General features: G+C 28.3%; 15 protein-coding genes, 1 tRNA gene and 1 rRNA gene. 12 read left to right on the top strand and 5 right to left on the bottom strand.

Annotated features, from left to right (window positions below; genetic code table 11):
• Positions 1-16 precede the first annotated feature (16 nt).
• Both BPEN_RS01090 and rplQ read left to right on the top strand, forming a co-directional pair.
• The gene (locus BPEN_RS01090; protein WP_011282763.1) at positions 17-1009 is read left to right on the top strand and encodes a DNA-directed RNA polymerase subunit alpha; all 993 of its coding nucleotides are present in this window, start codon (positions 17-19) and stop codon (positions 1007-1009) included.
• Positions 1010-1049: 40 nt separating this feature from the next.
• The gene (gene rplQ / locus BPEN_RS01095) at positions 1050-1427 is read left to right on the top strand and encodes a 50S ribosomal protein L17 (protein ID WP_011282764.1); all 378 of its coding nucleotides are present in this window, start codon (positions 1050-1052) and stop codon (positions 1425-1427) included.
• 60 nt (positions 1428-1487) lie between these two features.
• On the opposite strand, the gene fmt is transcribed toward rplQ, so the two are convergent.
• Both fmt and def read right to left on the bottom strand, forming a co-directional pair.
• A complete protein-coding gene (gene fmt / locus BPEN_RS01100; RefSeq protein WP_011282765.1) occupies positions 1488-2456 on the bottom strand; it encodes a methionyl-tRNA formyltransferase in 969 nt (322 codons plus the stop codon).
• A gap of 10 nt (positions 2457-2466) precedes the next feature.
• Positions 2467-2988 carry a peptide deformylase gene (def, locus tag BPEN_RS01105; protein WP_011282766.1) on the bottom strand — a complete coding sequence of 174 codons (522 nt, stop codon included), beginning with the start codon at positions 2986-2988 and terminating at the stop codon, positions 2467-2469.
• Between the two features lie 429 nt (positions 2989-3417).
• Between def and BPEN_RS01110 the strand changes: the two genes are divergently transcribed.
• From BPEN_RS01110 to rrf, 3 genes are all read left to right on the top strand, one after another.
• Positions 3418-3960, top strand: coding sequence for a Sua5/YciO/YrdC/YwlC family protein (locus BPEN_RS01110; RefSeq protein WP_041567534.1), 543 nt, complete (start codon positions 3418-3420; stop codon positions 3958-3960).
• A 27-nt stretch (positions 3961-3987) separates the two neighbouring features.
• Positions 3988-4863, top strand: a complete 876-nt coding sequence (gene aroE, locus BPEN_RS01115; protein ID WP_011282768.1) for a shikimate dehydrogenase — start codon at positions 3988-3990, stop codon at positions 4861-4863.
• A gap of 192 nt (positions 4864-5055) precedes the next feature.
• A 5S ribosomal RNA gene (rrf, locus tag BPEN_RS01120) occupies positions 5056-5171 on the top strand.
• 367 nt (positions 5172-5538) lie between these two features.
• Here rrf and gloB read toward each other — a convergent pair.
• Together gloB and rnhA are read right to left on the bottom strand one after the other, a co-directional pair.
• Positions 5539-6294, bottom strand: coding sequence for a hydroxyacylglutathione hydrolase (gene gloB, locus BPEN_RS01125; RefSeq protein WP_011282769.1), 756 nt, complete (start codon positions 6292-6294; stop codon positions 5539-5541).
• Between the two features lie 300 nt (positions 6295-6594).
• Complete coding sequence (gene rnhA, locus BPEN_RS01130) at positions 6595-7050, bottom strand: ribonuclease HI (protein ID WP_011282770.1); 456 nt, start codon at positions 7048-7050, stop codon at positions 6595-6597.
• Between the two features lie 58 nt (positions 7051-7108).
• On the opposite strand from rnhA, the gene dnaQ reads away from it, so the two are divergent.
• The 3 genes from dnaQ to BPEN_RS01145 all read left to right on the top strand — a co-directional run bounded on the left by dnaQ (position 7109) and on the right by BPEN_RS01145 (position 8941).
• Positions 7109-7858, top strand: a complete 750-nt coding sequence (gene dnaQ / locus BPEN_RS01135; RefSeq protein WP_011282771.1) for a DNA polymerase III subunit epsilon — start codon at positions 7109-7111, stop codon at positions 7856-7858.
• 217 nt (positions 7859-8075) lie between these two features.
• Positions 8076-8663 (top strand): D-sedoheptulose 7-phosphate isomerase, encoded by a 588-nt coding sequence (gene lpcA / locus BPEN_RS01140; RefSeq protein ID WP_011282772.1) that lies wholly within the window; start codon positions 8076-8078, stop codon positions 8661-8663.
• Positions 8664-8867: 204 nt separating this feature from the next.
• Positions 8868-8941 (top strand) — tRNA-Thr (locus BPEN_RS01145).
• A 127-nt stretch (positions 8942-9068) separates the two neighbouring features.
• Here the strand turns inward: BPEN_RS01145 and BPEN_RS01150 are convergent.
• On the bottom strand, positions 9069-9671 hold the full coding sequence (locus tag BPEN_RS01150) for a peroxiredoxin C (RefSeq protein ID WP_011282773.1): 603 nt from the start codon (positions 9669-9671) through the stop codon (positions 9069-9071).
• A 1479-nt stretch (positions 9672-11150) separates the two neighbouring features.
• Here BPEN_RS01150 and tgt point away from each other — a divergent pair.
• From tgt to secF, 4 genes are all read left to right on the top strand, one after another.
• Positions 11151-12257, top strand: a complete 1107-nt coding sequence (gene tgt / locus BPEN_RS01155; protein ID WP_011282774.1) for a tRNA guanosine(34) transglycosylase Tgt — start codon at positions 11151-11153, stop codon at positions 12255-12257.
• A gap of 72 nt (positions 12258-12329) precedes the next feature.
• On the top strand, positions 12330-12677 hold the full coding sequence (gene yajC, locus BPEN_RS01160; protein ID WP_011282775.1) for a preprotein translocase subunit YajC: 348 nt from the start codon (positions 12330-12332) through the stop codon (positions 12675-12677).
• A 34-nt stretch (positions 12678-12711) separates the two neighbouring features.
• Positions 12712-14571 carry a protein translocase subunit SecD gene (secD, locus tag BPEN_RS01165; protein WP_011282776.1) on the top strand — a complete coding sequence of 620 codons (1860 nt, stop codon included), beginning with the start codon at positions 12712-12714 and terminating at the stop codon, positions 14569-14571.
• Positions 14572-14632: 61 nt separating this feature from the next.
• Positions 14633-15550 carry a protein translocase subunit SecF gene (gene secF / locus BPEN_RS01170; protein WP_011282777.1) on the top strand — a complete coding sequence of 306 codons (918 nt, stop codon included), beginning with the start codon at positions 14633-14635 and terminating at the stop codon, positions 15548-15550.
• The last annotated feature ends 452 nt before the right edge of the window (positions 15551-16002 follow it).

A 16002-nucleotide genomic window follows, 5' to 3' on the forward strand; every position in this document is an offset into this window, starting at 1 on the left:
TAAAAAGAGAGGAAACATGCAGAATTCTGTAATAGAATTTTTAAAACCACGCTTAGTAGATATTGAACAAATTACTGAAACACGTGCTAAAGTTACTCTGGAGCCGTTAGAACGAGGGTTTGGCCATACTTTAGGAAACGCTCTACGTCGTATCTTACTTTCTTCAATGCCTGGATATGCTATAACAGAGGTTGAAATTGACGGGGTATTACATGAATATAGTACAAAAGAAGGTATACAAGAAGATGTTCTAGAGATTTTACTCAATTTAAAGAAATTAGCTATTAGAATTGAAGGAAAAGATAGCGTTACTTTAACTTTAAAAAAATCCGGTATTGGTCCTGTAATCGCAAATGATATTTTGTATGATAGTAATAGCGTAAAAATTGTTACCCCTAATCATATTATATGTCATATAACTGACAAGAATACATCTATTAGTATGAGTATTAAAGTGCAGCGCGGACGAGGTTACGTTCCAGCTTCTTCTAGGTTTCATTCTGAATCAGATATCTTACCAATTGGTCGGTTATTATTGGATGCATGTTATAGCCCGGTAGAAAGGATTTCTTATAATGTAGAAGCTGCTCGCGTTGAGCAACGTACAGATTTAGATAAACTAATTATTGATATGGAAACGGATGGAACTATAGAACCTGAAGAAGCGATTAGGCGGGCAGCAACAATTTTATCTGAACAACTTGAAGCATTTATTGATTTAAGAGATATACATCAACCAGAACATAAAGAAGAAAAACCAGAATTTGATCCAATCTTATTACGTCTTGTTGATGACTTAGAACTGACTGTACGTTCTGCTAATTGTCTAAAAGCAGAATCTATTCACTATATTGGAGATTTAGTACAACGAACAGAAATAGAATTATTAAAAACCCCTAATTTAGGAAAAAAATCTTTGACAGAGATAAAAGATGTATTAGCATCTCGCGGATTGTCTTTAGGAACACGTTTAGAAAATTGGCCTCCTACGAATATTTTAGATAATTAATCATAGATAATTTAATATTTAAAACAAAGGATAATTTATTATGCGTCATCGAAAAAGCGGTTCTAAACTAAACAGAACTAGCGCACATCGTAAAGCTATGTTTAAAAACATGGTTGTTTCATTGGTAATGCATAAAATAATAAAAACTACTTTATCTAAAGCTAAGGCATTGCGTCGTATTATTGAACCGTTGATTACGCGTAGCAAAGTGGATACGATTGCAAATCGTCGTCTAATTTTTTCTAAAACTAGAAATAATGATGTTGTTACAAAATTGTTTACACAAATTAGTCCATATTTTTATAATAGACCTGGAGGATATACTCGTATACTAAAATGTGGATTACGTAAGGGAGATAACGCTCCAATGGCATATATAGAACTAGTGGAACGATCTAAAATAAAACAAAAAATATAAAAAATAATATAGAGATATATAATTAAGTTTAGTAATGAATACAAACATATCTCGATCTTGCTACTCTAACACAGAGTTAGGTTTGAACCATTCTTTGTATGCATTGAGAAGATCGCGCACAGATGTTATTTTTTTTCCTGAAATTTGTAACATAGTAAGTATTAATATTCCAGAACCAGTGACAACATAAATACCGTTTGGATGAGCTGCTAGTATGGTACCAGGTAATATAGATGTCGACGACGAGTAGTTATTGATGTTTTGATTGCTTACTTCGGCATCCCATACTCTAATGCGGTCATTTTTTATTTGAAAAAAACTAATTGGCCATGGATTAAAAGCTCGGATACATCGTTCCAATTGGATTGCTGATAAATTCCAATTGATACGTGCTTCTTGTTTATTTAATTTATGCGCATATGTAGCATAAGTTGAGTCTTGAGGTATCAAAGTAAATGTACCCAATATAAACTGATCCAGTACTTGGGATAACATGGCAGATCCAATATTCACTAATCTATTAGAAAGAGTGCAACTAGTGTCTTTTGGAAAAATTTTGCAAGGCATAATATGCAAAATATCTCCAGTATCTATTCCTAAATCCATTTGAATAATGGTTATTCCTGTAATGGAGTCACCATATTCTAATGCACGTTGAATGGGTGCTGGTCCGCGCCAACGAGGCAATAATGAACCATGTACATTAATACAGCCTAGTCGTGGTATATTTAATATTTCTTGCGGTAAAATTAATCCATAAGATACAACTACTATCAAATCCACGTTAATTTTTTTAATAATATAAATAATATCAGAAATAGATAAAGTACGAGACTGGAATAATGATATATTATATTTTTTCGCTATTTTATGTAAAGATAAAAAGGATTTACATGTGGATATCTGTATCTCTTGAGTAAACACTGCTATTATCTGATGCGTAGATAAGTGAGCCAGTGTATGTAAATGCCACGCTGCAAAACTTGTAGTTCCAAAAAAAGCAATACGCAATGATTTTGAGTGTACCATAATATATATATCAAAGAGGAAATTGATTCTTTTTAAATGTTTTAGATAATTTTTTTATTTTCTTATGAATTTTTTTAATTTTTAATGGAGACAAATGATCAATAAAAAGTTTTCCAAACAAATGATCTACTTCGTGTTGAATGCAAATTGCTAATAAATTATTAGCTTCCATTTCAAATTTATTGCCGTATTGATCTAATGATTGAATGGTTATTTTTTCTGAACGTGGAACAATTTCGTATATTTGAGGAATAGATAAACAACTTTCAGGAATACTAATAATACCTGTTTTTTTTGTAATAGAAGGATTAATAAAAACTAAACGTTGTTTATTCTTTTTATAAAGATCAATAACAATAATTTGTTGGTGAATATTAACTTGTGTTGCAGCTAAACCAATACCTTTTTTAAAATACATAGTATCAAACATATCATTTATAATTTGATTAGTATCATCAGATACCGCAACAACAGGATCAGCGATTGTTCTAAGACGTTTATCTGGATAATACAGTATTTCTAATATCGACATAAAATAAAAAATTATTACATTAAATTTTTAATTCCATATATTATCTAGTGACTTACGAATATAATCAAGATATGATATAGATATTTTATATTCATAATGATAATATACGGAAATAAAAATTTATTACTTAATTAAGTAATTGAATAAATATTCAACGCGTACTAAATACATACAGAAACCGCGTACACTGCACTACAAAATGCTTAATAAAAATATATAACTAAAATATTTTGTTAATAAAAAATCATTGATATATAAGAATCTTAAATTGTTATAGATATTACATATAGATTTTGAAGTTACCCAATTAATACTTGAAAATTTATTATTTTTAAATATCGATTTAAATAAAAGAATATTATATGTTAATTTTTAATAAATAATTAATTGGAATTATTATCTACAATAAGGATATTTTCTTCACCAAATATGAAAGATTTACTTATACAGCTAAGTCAAGGGAAAGTAATTATTTATCCAACAGAATCAGTGTTTGGTTTAGGGTGTGATCCTGATAATAAAAACGCAATATCTACTTTACTAAAAATAAAAAATAGATCTTGGAAAAAAGGTTTAATTTTAGTTGCTGCCAATTATACACAATTACTTAAGTATATTGATGATAGTTGCTTAAATGAAACCCAACGATCACGAGTTTTTTCTACTTGGCCTGGACCGATGACATGGGTATTTCCGGCACAAGCTAATAGATCATATTGGTTAACAGGTCAATTTTCTTCCGTAGCAGTACGAGTCAGTCATTTTGAACCAATTCAACGTCTTTGCTTGGCTTTTGGAAAACCCTTGGTATCCACTAGCGCGAATTTATCTGGACAGCTTCCTGCGCGTACTATTGAAGAAGTACATGATCAACTCGGGTATAAGATACCTATCATGCATGAAGATATACTTGGGAGACCCAATCCTTCAAAAATTAGAGATGTTATGACTGGTAAACTAATTCGTGAATAATTTTTTATTATTCAAGGAGATAAATAGATGAATTCTTTTGCTGTTTTTGGTAATCCGATTAGACATAGCAAATCAGCAGAGATTTACGCATTATTTGCACATGAAATTGGAATATCAAAAGAATACAACCTTAAATTGGCAGTACAAGATAATTTCAATTATTTATTACATAATTTTTTTAAGTTAGGTGGATTAGGAGCAAATATTACTTCTCCATTTAAAGAAAATGCATATTTTTTGTGTAATCAATTAACTGAACGAGCTGAAAAAGCTCGTTCAGTTAATACGATAAAAAAATTAAAAAATGGTACTTTGCTGGGAGATAATACAGATGGTATAGGATTTATTAGCGATTTAAAACGGCTTAATTGGTTAGATAATAATAATCAAATCATTTCTAACGACGCACCTATACCCATGGTAACGAACATTCTGTTAATTGGCGCTGGGGGCGCTGCAAAAGGAATTGTTCCTATATTATTAACGACTATAACAACATGTCACATAAATATAGTAAATAGAACGTTTTCTAGGGCACAGGAACTGACATCTTATTATCAGGAAATAGGATATAAAAATATATCATGCTTACCTTTATACAAATTACGTTATGACACCAATAAATATAGTTTAATTATTAATGCTACAACCAGCAATATACATAATACTATTCCAAAAATACCATATTTTCTTATTACTCCTGACACTAAATGTTATGATTTATTTTATACAAAACAAGACACGTTGTTCATAACATGGTGTAAAAAAAACGGGGCAAATTATTGTGCAGACGGATTAGGTATGTTAGTAGGACAAGCGGCTCATTCATTTTTATTATGGCATAATACATTTCCTACTATTAATCCTGTGATAGATCATTTAAGATCTGCATTTTATATGTAAAATTGTATTGATTTGATAACGAAATAAATATAGGGTATAATTCTTTCATAAAATATTTGCTATTATTAAAAAGTATATTGCGCAATTGAAGTCTATAATTTTTAGAATTTATTTTGATTTTTAAAAAAATCATATATAATATGAAATATTGCTTTGATTTATTGATATTTGCTTGATTATGAAAAAATAATACTTGGTGGCATTAGCGCGATAGTACCACCTGATTCCATTTCGAACTCAGAAGTGAAATGTCGTAGTACCGATGGTAGTGTGGGGTGTCCTCATGCGAGAGTAGGGGGCTGCCAAGTATTTAAATGCAATGGGAATCTAATCATCGAAGCTATAAAACAATTAAAAACAATACAGATGAATTTATTTTTTTATGTTTTTCTGATAGAAAAGAAAAAATAATTAGCGAGTTTTTATCTGTTTATAGAAAATAAAAATATAACTCAACATCAATATAATACTGCGATTTGAATTTTTTTAAATATTCTATTATTTGTTGTTTCAATAGTATTGAAAAGCAATTATCACCACAATGAGAACTAATGTGCGTGTGAGATTGAAATTCAAAAAAGTTTTAATTAGAAATGTAATAATTAATTGTTAAAATAAAAAATTTATAATAGAAGGTAATGACTGAAATTCGGTAATTATACTTTATAATAAAGACTAAAATGAATCTTTTTTCTTACGTAATTCAGAAAAAACTTGCCACTCTTCTTTAAGGTCACAGGGTAAATTTAATGATTTTTTTATATTTGAGTTACCACAACGAAAGAAAGGATTAACCTTTAGTTCTAAATTTAGTGTTGTTGGCACAGTGGGTTGTTTTTTTTTATATAATTTAATAATCTTATTGCGATAGTTGATAATGGATTGATCTTGAGGTAAAATAGAAATAGCGAAGTTAACATTAGATAGAGTATATTCATGGCCGCTGAAAATTAAGGTATTACGAGGAAGATATCTAATTTTTAAAAAGGATTCATACATATATTGAGCGAATCCTATACAGATTTTACCACAACCTGCTGAAAATACAGTATCTCCGCAAAATAACCAGGGTGCGCTATAAAACCCGATATGCCCCGGTGTATGCCCAGGTAAATTGAGAACTTTAAATTTTTTTTGTAATAATACAAAATCATCTCCTTCTGATACCAAAAAATGAGAGCCATTATTTTTAGTTTCCGTAGGACCATAAACAATTGTTTTTGGAAAATATTGAATTAAAGGGGCTACTCCATTGACATGATCAATATGATTATGAGTCAATAAAATTGCTCGTAATCTAAATTGAAATTTTTTTAAAATATCTAGTACCTTTGTTGCTTCTCCGGGATCAATAATTATGCATTCATTTTTATAATTATACAAACACCAAATATAATTAGTGCTTAATACCGGGACTCTAATGATATTCATCATGGATCGTAGTGATACAAATTTAAAATAAGTATTTTAAAATTTTTTCAGAAATATTCAATGGGTAAAAATATTATTTTTAGTACTTAGATTAATTGTTTTAAATATAAAAATAAATACAATAGAAATTTCGTAAATTACGAGTAAATAGTGTTGTGTCGTCGTTAAATCAGAAGATATATAAGTTTAATTCATAAGAATTAAGAATTTCGATACGTAAGAGCCTTATATATGAAAATTATATTTCTATAATTATTATATGATTAATTATGTAATAATACTGATTCCAAATAATAATCATTAATAAAAATCTTCATTTATAGGGCATTTCGCAGCTAATCGAGCTAATTGATCGCATCGTTCATTATCTGGATGTCCAGTATGGCTTTTTAACCAATTCCAATGTATAATGCTATGAATTTGTATCGCTACATCTAGACGTTGCCATAAATCAATATTTTTTACTAATTTTTCTTCAGAGGTTTTCCAGTGATGTTTTTTCCATATATGAATCCATTGAGTAATACCGTGTAATAAATATTGGCTGTCAGTATTTAAAATGATTTGACAGGGATTTTTAAGCGATTCTAATGCGATAATAGCCGCCATTAATTCCATACGATTATTAGTAGTTAATCGGTACCCAATACTAAATTCTTTCTTATGTTGTTTATACCGTAATATCGCAGCACAACCACCTGGACCTGGATTACCAAGACATGACCCATCCGTAAAAATTTCTATTTTTTTATACATATTATAGGATATATTATCATTTCAATTTAAATAACTAGTGTGACACAAATGAAAAGCTATGAGCACTAATATTATACGACAAATCGTTTTAGATACTGAAACCACTGGCATGAATAAGTTTGGACCACATTATGAAGGACATAGGGTTATTGAAATAGGTGCAGTAGAGATAATAAACCGTCATCTAACTGATAACACATTCCATGTTTATTTGAAACCAAATCGTATGATTGACATTGAGGCCATTCAGGTACATGGAATTAGCGATCAATTTCTGAAAAATAAACCAATTTTTTCAGAAATAATAAATGAATTTTTAACATTCATTCGCGGGAGTGAATTAATTATTCATAATGCTTCTTTTGATCTAGGATTTCTTAATCAAGAATTACGAATTTGCAAGGCAAACTCAAAAAAAATAGAATCTTACTGCACTGTAATTGATAGCTTAAAATTAGCTCGAAAAAAATTTCCAGGACAACGTAACAGTTTAGATGCATTATGCGAACGTTATTCTATTAATAATGGTAATCGACGAAATTTACATAGCGCATTACTTGATGCGCGACTTCTAGCTAATGTATTTTTATCTATGAGTGGAGGTCAAATAAAAATGAAATTTATGGAAATAATGAATACAAATATATCAAATAATAAAATCAATAATATAATAGGACTAAACAATACAAAATGTATAAATAAAAGATCATTAAGAATCATTTATGCTAACGAACAAGAAAAATTAGCTCACGAAGAATATTTAGATAGCATACAGCAGTTAAATAAATTCTGTATATGGCGACAATAATAATGATGTAACAAAATAATAATTTTCAGATTATTTTTTTATAATAAAATAAAACAGTAGATACGTTTGTAAGCAGTATAAATATACTCTATATTGCAGATAAGTTTTAAACTGAAATAAATATATTATGAATGTTTATTTAAAATCTAATGTCTTTAATTTGTTAGTTAGGCACAATACATAATATCATAACATATTATTTTTTGAAGGAGTAATCATGTATCATGATATAATTTATAACGAATTTAATGAAACTATAAAAATGATGCAGATATTTTCTGGTGAAAAACATAACATTCAAACAATAGAATCATCTGCAAAACTTATTGCTAATACTTTTAAAAAAGGAGGAAAAATATTATCCTGTGGAAATGGTGGTTCACACTGTAATGCTATGCACTTTTCAGAAGAACTGACCGGACGTTATAGAAGCAATCGCGCAGGTTATGCAGCAATAGCTATTTCTGATCCCTCATATTTATCGTGTGTTAGTAATGATTTTGGGTACAAATATGTTTTTTCCCGTTATGTTGAATCTATTGGAAATGAGAAAGACGTACTATTTGCTATCTCTACTTCCGGAAAATCGACCAATATTCTATATGCTATAGAAGCAGCGTACAAACAAGGTATGAAAATAATTTTCTTGACCGGAGAAAAAAAAGAAAACAAATTATCTAACTATATAGATATAGAAATTTGTGTGCCATATGCAAGTTATCTTGATTATATTCAAGAAATTCATATTAAAATAATCCATTTACTTATCCTGCTTATAGAAAAAGAAATGGTGTCCATTTCGTGAGAAATGATGAAAATTGATGCCAATGCGCAACCCGTTCATAAGGACATTATACAAATAGAAACAAAAAATGTATTTATTTGTTTTTTCTGTACAAACTTGATACACTTAGGTCTGGAAGTGTTCTAGAGGGCTGGATTTTTTGTTGGCATAAAAAGTAGAAGATATTCTATTACATTACGCGTTAAACGTTTTTGGTAAGCAAATGCCGATATAGCTCAGAATGGCAGAGCAGCGCATTCGTAATGCGAAGGATATAGGTTCAAATCCTATTATCGGCATAATGATGTAATGTCAACATTTTATTATTGATTTAAATAATTTTGATTTATGATCAAACGCCTGTATTTGTCAAGCAACACCGAACCTATTACTTTACTAACTTATAATGCAAGGATATTTACTTACTTACAATTGAGAGAAATTTTCAGAAAGATAATCAACTACCCCTTTCTGTGATGCTTCTAGTCCCTTTTTATTTTTGTTCCATTGAGCGGGACATAGTAAACCATGAACCTCATGAAACTTCAAGGCATCTACCATGCGAATCATTTCATCAAAATTTCTACCAAAAGGTAAATCATTAACTACTTGATGACGTATTACTCCCGATTTGTCAATTAAGAAAGAAGCGCGTAAAGCCACGCCTTTATTCGAGTGTTCAATACCATATTTTTTAATAATTTCACGTTTTATATCAGAAACCATAGCATATTTTAACAATCCAATCCCGCCCTGACTTACAGGAATTTGTCTCCAAGCATTGTGGACGAAAACTGAATCTATAGAAACCCCAATAACCTCTACGTTTCGTTTCTGAAACTCAACATAACGCTTGTCGCAAGCAATCAATTCCGATGGACACACAAAAGTGAAATCCATGGGCCAAAAAAACACTATTGCTTCTTTTTTATTAATATAATTTAATAAATTAAAATTATCTACAATTTCACCGTTTCCTAATACTGCGGAAGAAGTAAAATCTGGAGCACAATGACTAACTAATACCATATTGATTCCTTATAATTTTTGTTGTAATATATTCAATATTTTTACGACATTAAATATATAAATATTGATGCTGACGATCAATATTTATTCTACTGTTTCAACTATCTTTATACAAACAATACTATATAAAAAAATTTTTAAAATAAAAAATTCCTTATCTGTTTAAATATTTTTTATAAAATCTCATTCTTTTTTATAAATTACTAATCTGATGATTTAGTATTATTTCATGTAGATACTATATCTACAATAACATGATTCGGCAATAAAATTTATTGTTTATTAATAATAATAATAATAATAATCGATTATTACTGTATAATTTATCTTAAATCCTTATTTTCAAGATAAAACTATTAATAAAAATTTAATATTTCGCGATAATAAATACAGAGAACCACAATAATTACTTTATATTGAAAGTATAGTAGTATTTGTCAATCAAAAGTCAGTATATAAAAAATTATAAAAACCTGAAGATTTTTTATTTATTTTTATTAAAAACCAAATCTTTGTATCTAAATTGAAAGATTTAGAGTCAATCTCGACCACTTAATTGAAAAATAACTTAATCAATTCAATTAGATCATTTGATATCTTCTTAAAAAAAATTAAATTCAGGAAATTTATGATACTTGATATCATCAATAATAATAGTAATTGACAACATACACATTCAATTATGTCAATTGATATTTTCATGACCAACATCTACGTATTCTAGCTATTAAATAAATAATCATGTGTAGTCTCTGACTTAATAAAATTAATATTTCATTTAACAATCGGTAAATAATAAGGATACATAGGATGATATAAAATGTAGTCGATAATGATTAAATAATCGTGTGAATAATATTAGATAATATTAATTGTAAAATTTGTCACCATATTTTCATTCGTAAATCAAAATCGATCCAAATAATATATCAAATAATTAATATTACACTCATATATAATAAATTATTTTTAATAGTAGATATAACATTTCCTTGAAAATACTTTATTAACAAAATTATATACTATAATATAGTAACAATTTTAGCAATTTTACGTATGAAATCAATTAATTTTAATTAATACAACTTATCTGAATAAAAATCTATATTGAAATTCAAAAAATAGTTATTAAATAATTGATGATAATAATCCCATTAAACTATTGAATATTTTTATATATGCAACAAATCTTTTGTTCTATCAATTTTATTTGATAGATTTTAAACGATATTATTATTTAATTTATATTTTTTAAAATCAATATTAATTAAGTCAGAAAAAATATAAAAAATTGTTATTATATTTATTAAGGATTATAAATTATGGCATATACATATAACTTTTTAAGTTATGAATATATTACGTTTATTATGCATAATATATATAAATACAGATTATTATAATAAATACAGTTTATAATTAGTACTTACTATATTTATATAGTAATTAATAAACATTTCTTTAATTAGGATAACATTTATGCCATTTCAACTATTACAAACAGATGGTCACGCACGTCTTGGTAGACTGATTTGTAACCAAGGAATAGTAGATACACCTGCTTTTATGCCAGTAGGGACCTATGGATCCATAAAAACATTAACTGCAAAGGAAGTTGAAGCCAGTGGAACACAAATTATTTTAAGTAATACTTTTCATTTATGGTTACGTCCTGGTTTAGACATTATAAAACTACACGGCAGCTTACATAAATTCATGAGTTGGAATGGCCCTATAATTACAGATTCTGGAGGATTCCAAGTATTTAGTCTAAGTAAAACTCGTACAATCACAAGAAAAGGAGTAGGCTTTAAAAGCCCTATTGACGGTCATCTTGTGTTTTTAACTCCAGAAAAATCCATAGAAATTCAGCATGATTTGCAATCCGATATAGTTATGATATTTGATGAATGCATATCTTACCCCAACACTTGGGATTATGTAAAAAAATCAGTAAACATATCTTTAAATTGGGCTGAACGCAGCCGTTTACGTTTCGATACATTACATAATTCAAATATGTTATTTGCTATTATTCAAGGAGGTATGTATGAAAATTTAAGGGATATGTCAGCAAAAGAATTAATAAATATTGGTTTTGATGGATACGCAATAGGAGGTTTATCAGTAGGTGAGCCGAAAAAAGAAATGTATCGTATTTTATCTCATATATGCAAATTAATTCCTACAAATAAACCACGCTATTTAATGGGTGCTGGGAAACCAGAGGATTTGCTGGAGGCTGTACAGAAAGGTATTGATATGTTTGATTGCGTTATACCAACGCGTAACGCTCGTAATGGATATTTGTTTGTTTCTGATGGAACAATTAAAATTCGTAATGCGCAATACAAAAAGGACACTTCTCCGTTAGATGGAAACTGCGATTGTTATACTTGTCAACATTACAGTCGTTCGTATTTGCATCATTTAGATTGTTGCAAAGAAATTCTTGGTGTGCGTTTAAATACCATTCATAATTTAAGATATTACCAGCGTTTAATGGAGGAATTACGTCAAGCTATAAAAACAAAATCATTGCAAAACTTTATCGATATTTTTTATAAGCGTGTTAATCGTATTTAATGTTGAATTTATATTCAGTATTTTTTTAATTAGACCCAATGATTCAAATTATTTATAAAACAGGAAATATACATGAACATATTTACTAATGCTGCTTGGGCAAGTGTCAATGCTAATTCTCAGGGTAATCCGTATTCCTTAGTGATCATGTTAACAGTATTTGCTGGAATTTTTTATTTTATGATCTTTAGGCCACAACAAAAACGTAATAAAATTCATAAAGAATTATTAAGCTCCATCTCTAAAGGAGACGAAATCCTAACTAATGGAGGATTAGTCGGGCGTGTGGTCAAAGTTACAGAAACAGGCTATATCTTTGTTATTCTCAATGACAAAAATGACACTAATGGCAATGAAATATTGATTAAGCGTGACTGTATTACTGCTATTTTGCCTAAAGGCACTATGAAAGCATTATAATTTATAATTTCAATATAGATTGAGATAAGATTTTGTGTTAAATAATTACCCGTTATGGAAGTATCTTACGGTTATCTTAGTATTTGTTACTGGTATAATCTACACATTACCGAGTTTATATAGGGATTATCCTACAATATATATTGCTCAATGTGCTCTAGAACAAAACTATCAAGAGATGGATGATATTTTATTATGTCAAATAAAAAAAATACTAGCATACGAAAAAATAATTAATAAATCTATTGTATCGCAAGCAAATAAAATTCGAATACAATTTTTTCATGAACAGGATCAACTTCAAGCTTACCAAAAACTATCAACTATTTTTTCAAAGAAATATCAGATATTACTTTGTAATACTCGAAACATACCACATTGGTTATCTGCAATAAAAGCTAAGCCTATAAAATTAGGATTAGATTTATGCGGTGGAATATATTTTGTAATACATGCAAATACGAAAACTGTACTAGATAAATTCCAAGAACAATATATTAATTCTTTAAGAGTTATCTTATTTGAAAAAAACATTCCCTATTTACAAATATACAAAATTAAAAATAATGATATTGAAATTAATTTCAAAAATTCTAATTATAGAAATAAAGCAATTTTACCTCTATCTAAAATAGATAATGAGCTAATATTGTATGCCATAGGAACAAACAAATTACATGTGATTTTTTCTGAAAGAAAAAAAAATGCAATTCGTGAGCACGCAATACATCAAAATTGTACTATTTTACATCATCGTATCCACCAGTTAGGTATTACTGAGCCATTAGTACAACGTCATGGAAGTGATCGTATTATTATAGAATTACCCGGTTTTCAAGATATTGAAAAAATTAGAGAGATGCTTGGTACCACGGCAAGCCTGGAGTTTCGACTGGTTAATTCAACAATAAGTGAATTTAAAATAAATAATAATTTAATTCCAGAAGATTCTGAGATAAAATTGAGCAATAATGGTTATTTAGTGCCGTTATATAAACAAATAGTGTTATCTGGAGACAACATTATTAATTCTAATGTTGGTTTAGATGAGTATAATCGACCTCAAGTGAATATTTCTTTAGATAAAACAGGTAGTATCTCAATTTCTAATTTTACCAAAAATAATATTGGCAAAGCAATAGCTACTTTATTCGTAGAATACAAAGATAGCGGAAAAAAAGATTCTAAAGGACATGCTATTTTAATTAAACATGAAAAAGTTATTAACATTGCTACTATTCAATCTCAATTAAGTGATAATTTCCGTATTTCCGGAATCAACAATTTAAATGAAGCACGTCATCTTTCGTTATTGTTACGTATGGGGAATTTAGCAGCACCTATTCATATTGAAGAAGAACGCATGATTGGTCCTACACTTGGCAAACAAAACATTGTACGGGGATTTATTGCATGTTCTTTAGGATTATTAACTTCTATATGCTTTATGATTTTATGGTATCATTACTTTGGATTAATCGCTAGTGTTGCTTTAATTGCTAATTTAATACTCATGATAAGTACGATGTCTATAGTCCCAGGAATAGTGTTAACTATGCCAAGTATAGTGGGCATAGTATTGACTTTATCCGTAGCTGTAGATGCAAATGTATTAATTAACGAAAGAATCAAAGAAGAAATAAAAAAAGGTAAACCAGTACAATACGCTATATACACGGGATATCGTAAAGCGTTTACTAGTATTGTAGACGCAAACATTACAACTATTATTACTTCTATTATACTATATTTAATCGGTACAGGACCAATTAAAGGATTCGCTATTACTACTATTATTGGAGTAGGCACATCAATGTTTACATCTATTGTTGGTACTCGTGCTGTTGTTAATTTAGTCTACGGGAAAAGACGTATTAATAAGCTATCCATTTAACTTTTTACGTTTTTAGATCATATATACCGGTTTTATACATTTTAATTGAATTTTTTTTAAAATGAGTGAAAGTTATTATAAAATTTATGATTTTCTTGCATGGAAACGTTTAATATTTTTTTTATCGATATTTTTATTCTTTATTTCATGCTGTACTATGATAACGCGTGGTTTTAACTGGGGTCTAGATTTTACTGGAGGTATGTTAGTTGAAATTAGTTCAGAAAAAGATGTAAATCTCATTAATATTCAAAATATTTTAGTTCAATCAGGATTCAAAAATCCTATCGTGCAACATTTTGGTTCTCAGAAAGATATTATGATACGATTACCATTGGATCCTAATGAAAATAAGATTAATCAACATACTATAAGCAAAGTACTATATGCCTTACGGCAAGGTATTGTTCAAAATTTTTTCGTTAAACAAGTAAATTGGATTGGTCCTAGCGTCCATAGTCAACTGATAAATACAGGAATAATAGCGTTATTAGTCGCATTAATATGTATCTTAGTATATATAACTTTTCGTTTTGAATGGAGATTAGCAACTGGAGTAGTCATATCTTTAATATATGATATGATAGTTATTTTAGGTATATTATCTTTATTTGCTATTAAAATAGATTCCACCATTATTGCTGCCCTAATGTCAGCAATTGGTTATTCTATTAATGATAAAATTGTCATTTTTGATAGAATTAGAGAAAATTTCTATTATACACCTGTATCAAAATCTATAGATATATTTAATATCTCATTGAGTCAAGTATTAAGTAGAACTATTATAACTTCAGTTACAACTATTATGGTACTACTGATACTACTAATTTGGGGGGGGGATATATTACACGGATTTGCGGTTACTTTATTACTTGGAACTATTATTGGCACAGTATCATCTATATATATAGCTTCTGCGTTAGCATTTAAATTTGGTACTGCACGTAATCATTTTATAAAAATTAACAAAAAATAAAATTTTTCACTACTGATTTTATATTTTTGCTTAACAAACATCAAAAATGTAATAGTATTTTTGCTACTATATCAACACTGATTGATATTACTGTTAAACATAAGTGTTTTGGAATACAGTTTATATATGATGTATGATTTATATTTTGAACAAAATTAAATTTATAACAACAATACGTATGCGTTATACATTAACGCATACGTATTTAATTATCAATAAACATTACTACAATTAATATATAAACAAATGAAATCTAATACATTATTATGTAATAAAATATTAGCTGTGATACTCGTATCTCATGTCTGATTATAACTTCAACATTTACTGAATAATTTATTAATATCATGACATGGTCGAGAGACCCAAAACAATAGCACTCTCGTAATATCGGATTTAAATTATTTTTTATTAATAAAATTGATCATTATAAAAATATATTTAGTTTCACG

It is taken from the genome of Candidatus Blochmanniella pennsylvanica str. BPEN, assembly GCF_000011745.1.
Taxonomy (GTDB): Bacteria; Pseudomonadota; Gammaproteobacteria; order Enterobacterales; family Enterobacteriaceae; genus Blochmanniella; species Blochmanniella pennsylvanica.

Bases quoted from the DNA above. Each gene is read 5' to 3' on its own strand.
- BPEN_RS01150 (WP_011282773.1), bottom strand. From the start codon at position 9,671: ATGGTATTAGTTAGTCATTGTGCTCCAGATTTTACTTCTTCCGCAGTA.
- BPEN_RS01110 (WP_041567534.1), top strand. From the start codon at position 3,418: ATGAAAGATTTACTTATACAGCTAAGTCAAGGGAAAGTAATTATTTAT.
- dnaQ (WP_011282771.1), top strand. From the start codon at position 7,109: ATGAGCACTAATATTATACGACAAATCGTTTTAGATACTGAAACCACT.
- aroE (WP_011282768.1), top strand. From the start codon at position 3,988: ATGAATTCTTTTGCTGTTTTTGGTAATCCGATTAGACATAGCAAATCA.
- yajC (WP_011282775.1), top strand. From the start codon at position 12,330: ATGAACATATTTACTAATGCTGCTTGGGCAAGTGTCAATGCTAATTCT.
- def (WP_011282766.1), bottom strand. From the start codon at position 2,988: ATGTCGATATTAGAAATACTGTATTATCCAGATAAACGTCTTAGAACA.
- tgt (WP_011282774.1), top strand. From the start codon at position 11,151: ATGCCATTTCAACTATTACAAACAGATGGTCACGCACGTCTTGGTAGA.
- rnhA (WP_011282770.1), bottom strand. From the start codon at position 7,050: ATGTATAAAAAAATAGAAATTTTTACGGATGGGTCATGTCTTGGTAAT.
- BPEN_RS01090 (WP_011282763.1), top strand. From the start codon at position 17: ATGCAGAATTCTGTAATAGAATTTTTAAAACCACGCTTAGTAGATATT.
- lpcA (WP_011282772.1), top strand. From the start codon at position 8,076: ATGTATCATGATATAATTTATAACGAATTTAATGAAACTATAAAAATG.
- rplQ (WP_011282764.1), top strand. From the start codon at position 1,050: ATGCGTCATCGAAAAAGCGGTTCTAAACTAAACAGAACTAGCGCACAT.
- fmt (WP_011282765.1), bottom strand. From the start codon at position 2,456: ATGGTACACTCAAAATCATTGCGTATTGCTTTTTTTGGAACTACAAGT.
- gloB (WP_011282769.1), bottom strand. From the start codon at position 6,294: ATGAATATCATTAGAGTCCCGGTATTAAGCACTAATTATATTTGGTGT.
- secF (WP_011282777.1), top strand. From the start codon at position 14,633: ATGAGTGAAAGTTATTATAAAATTTATGATTTTCTTGCATGGAAACGT.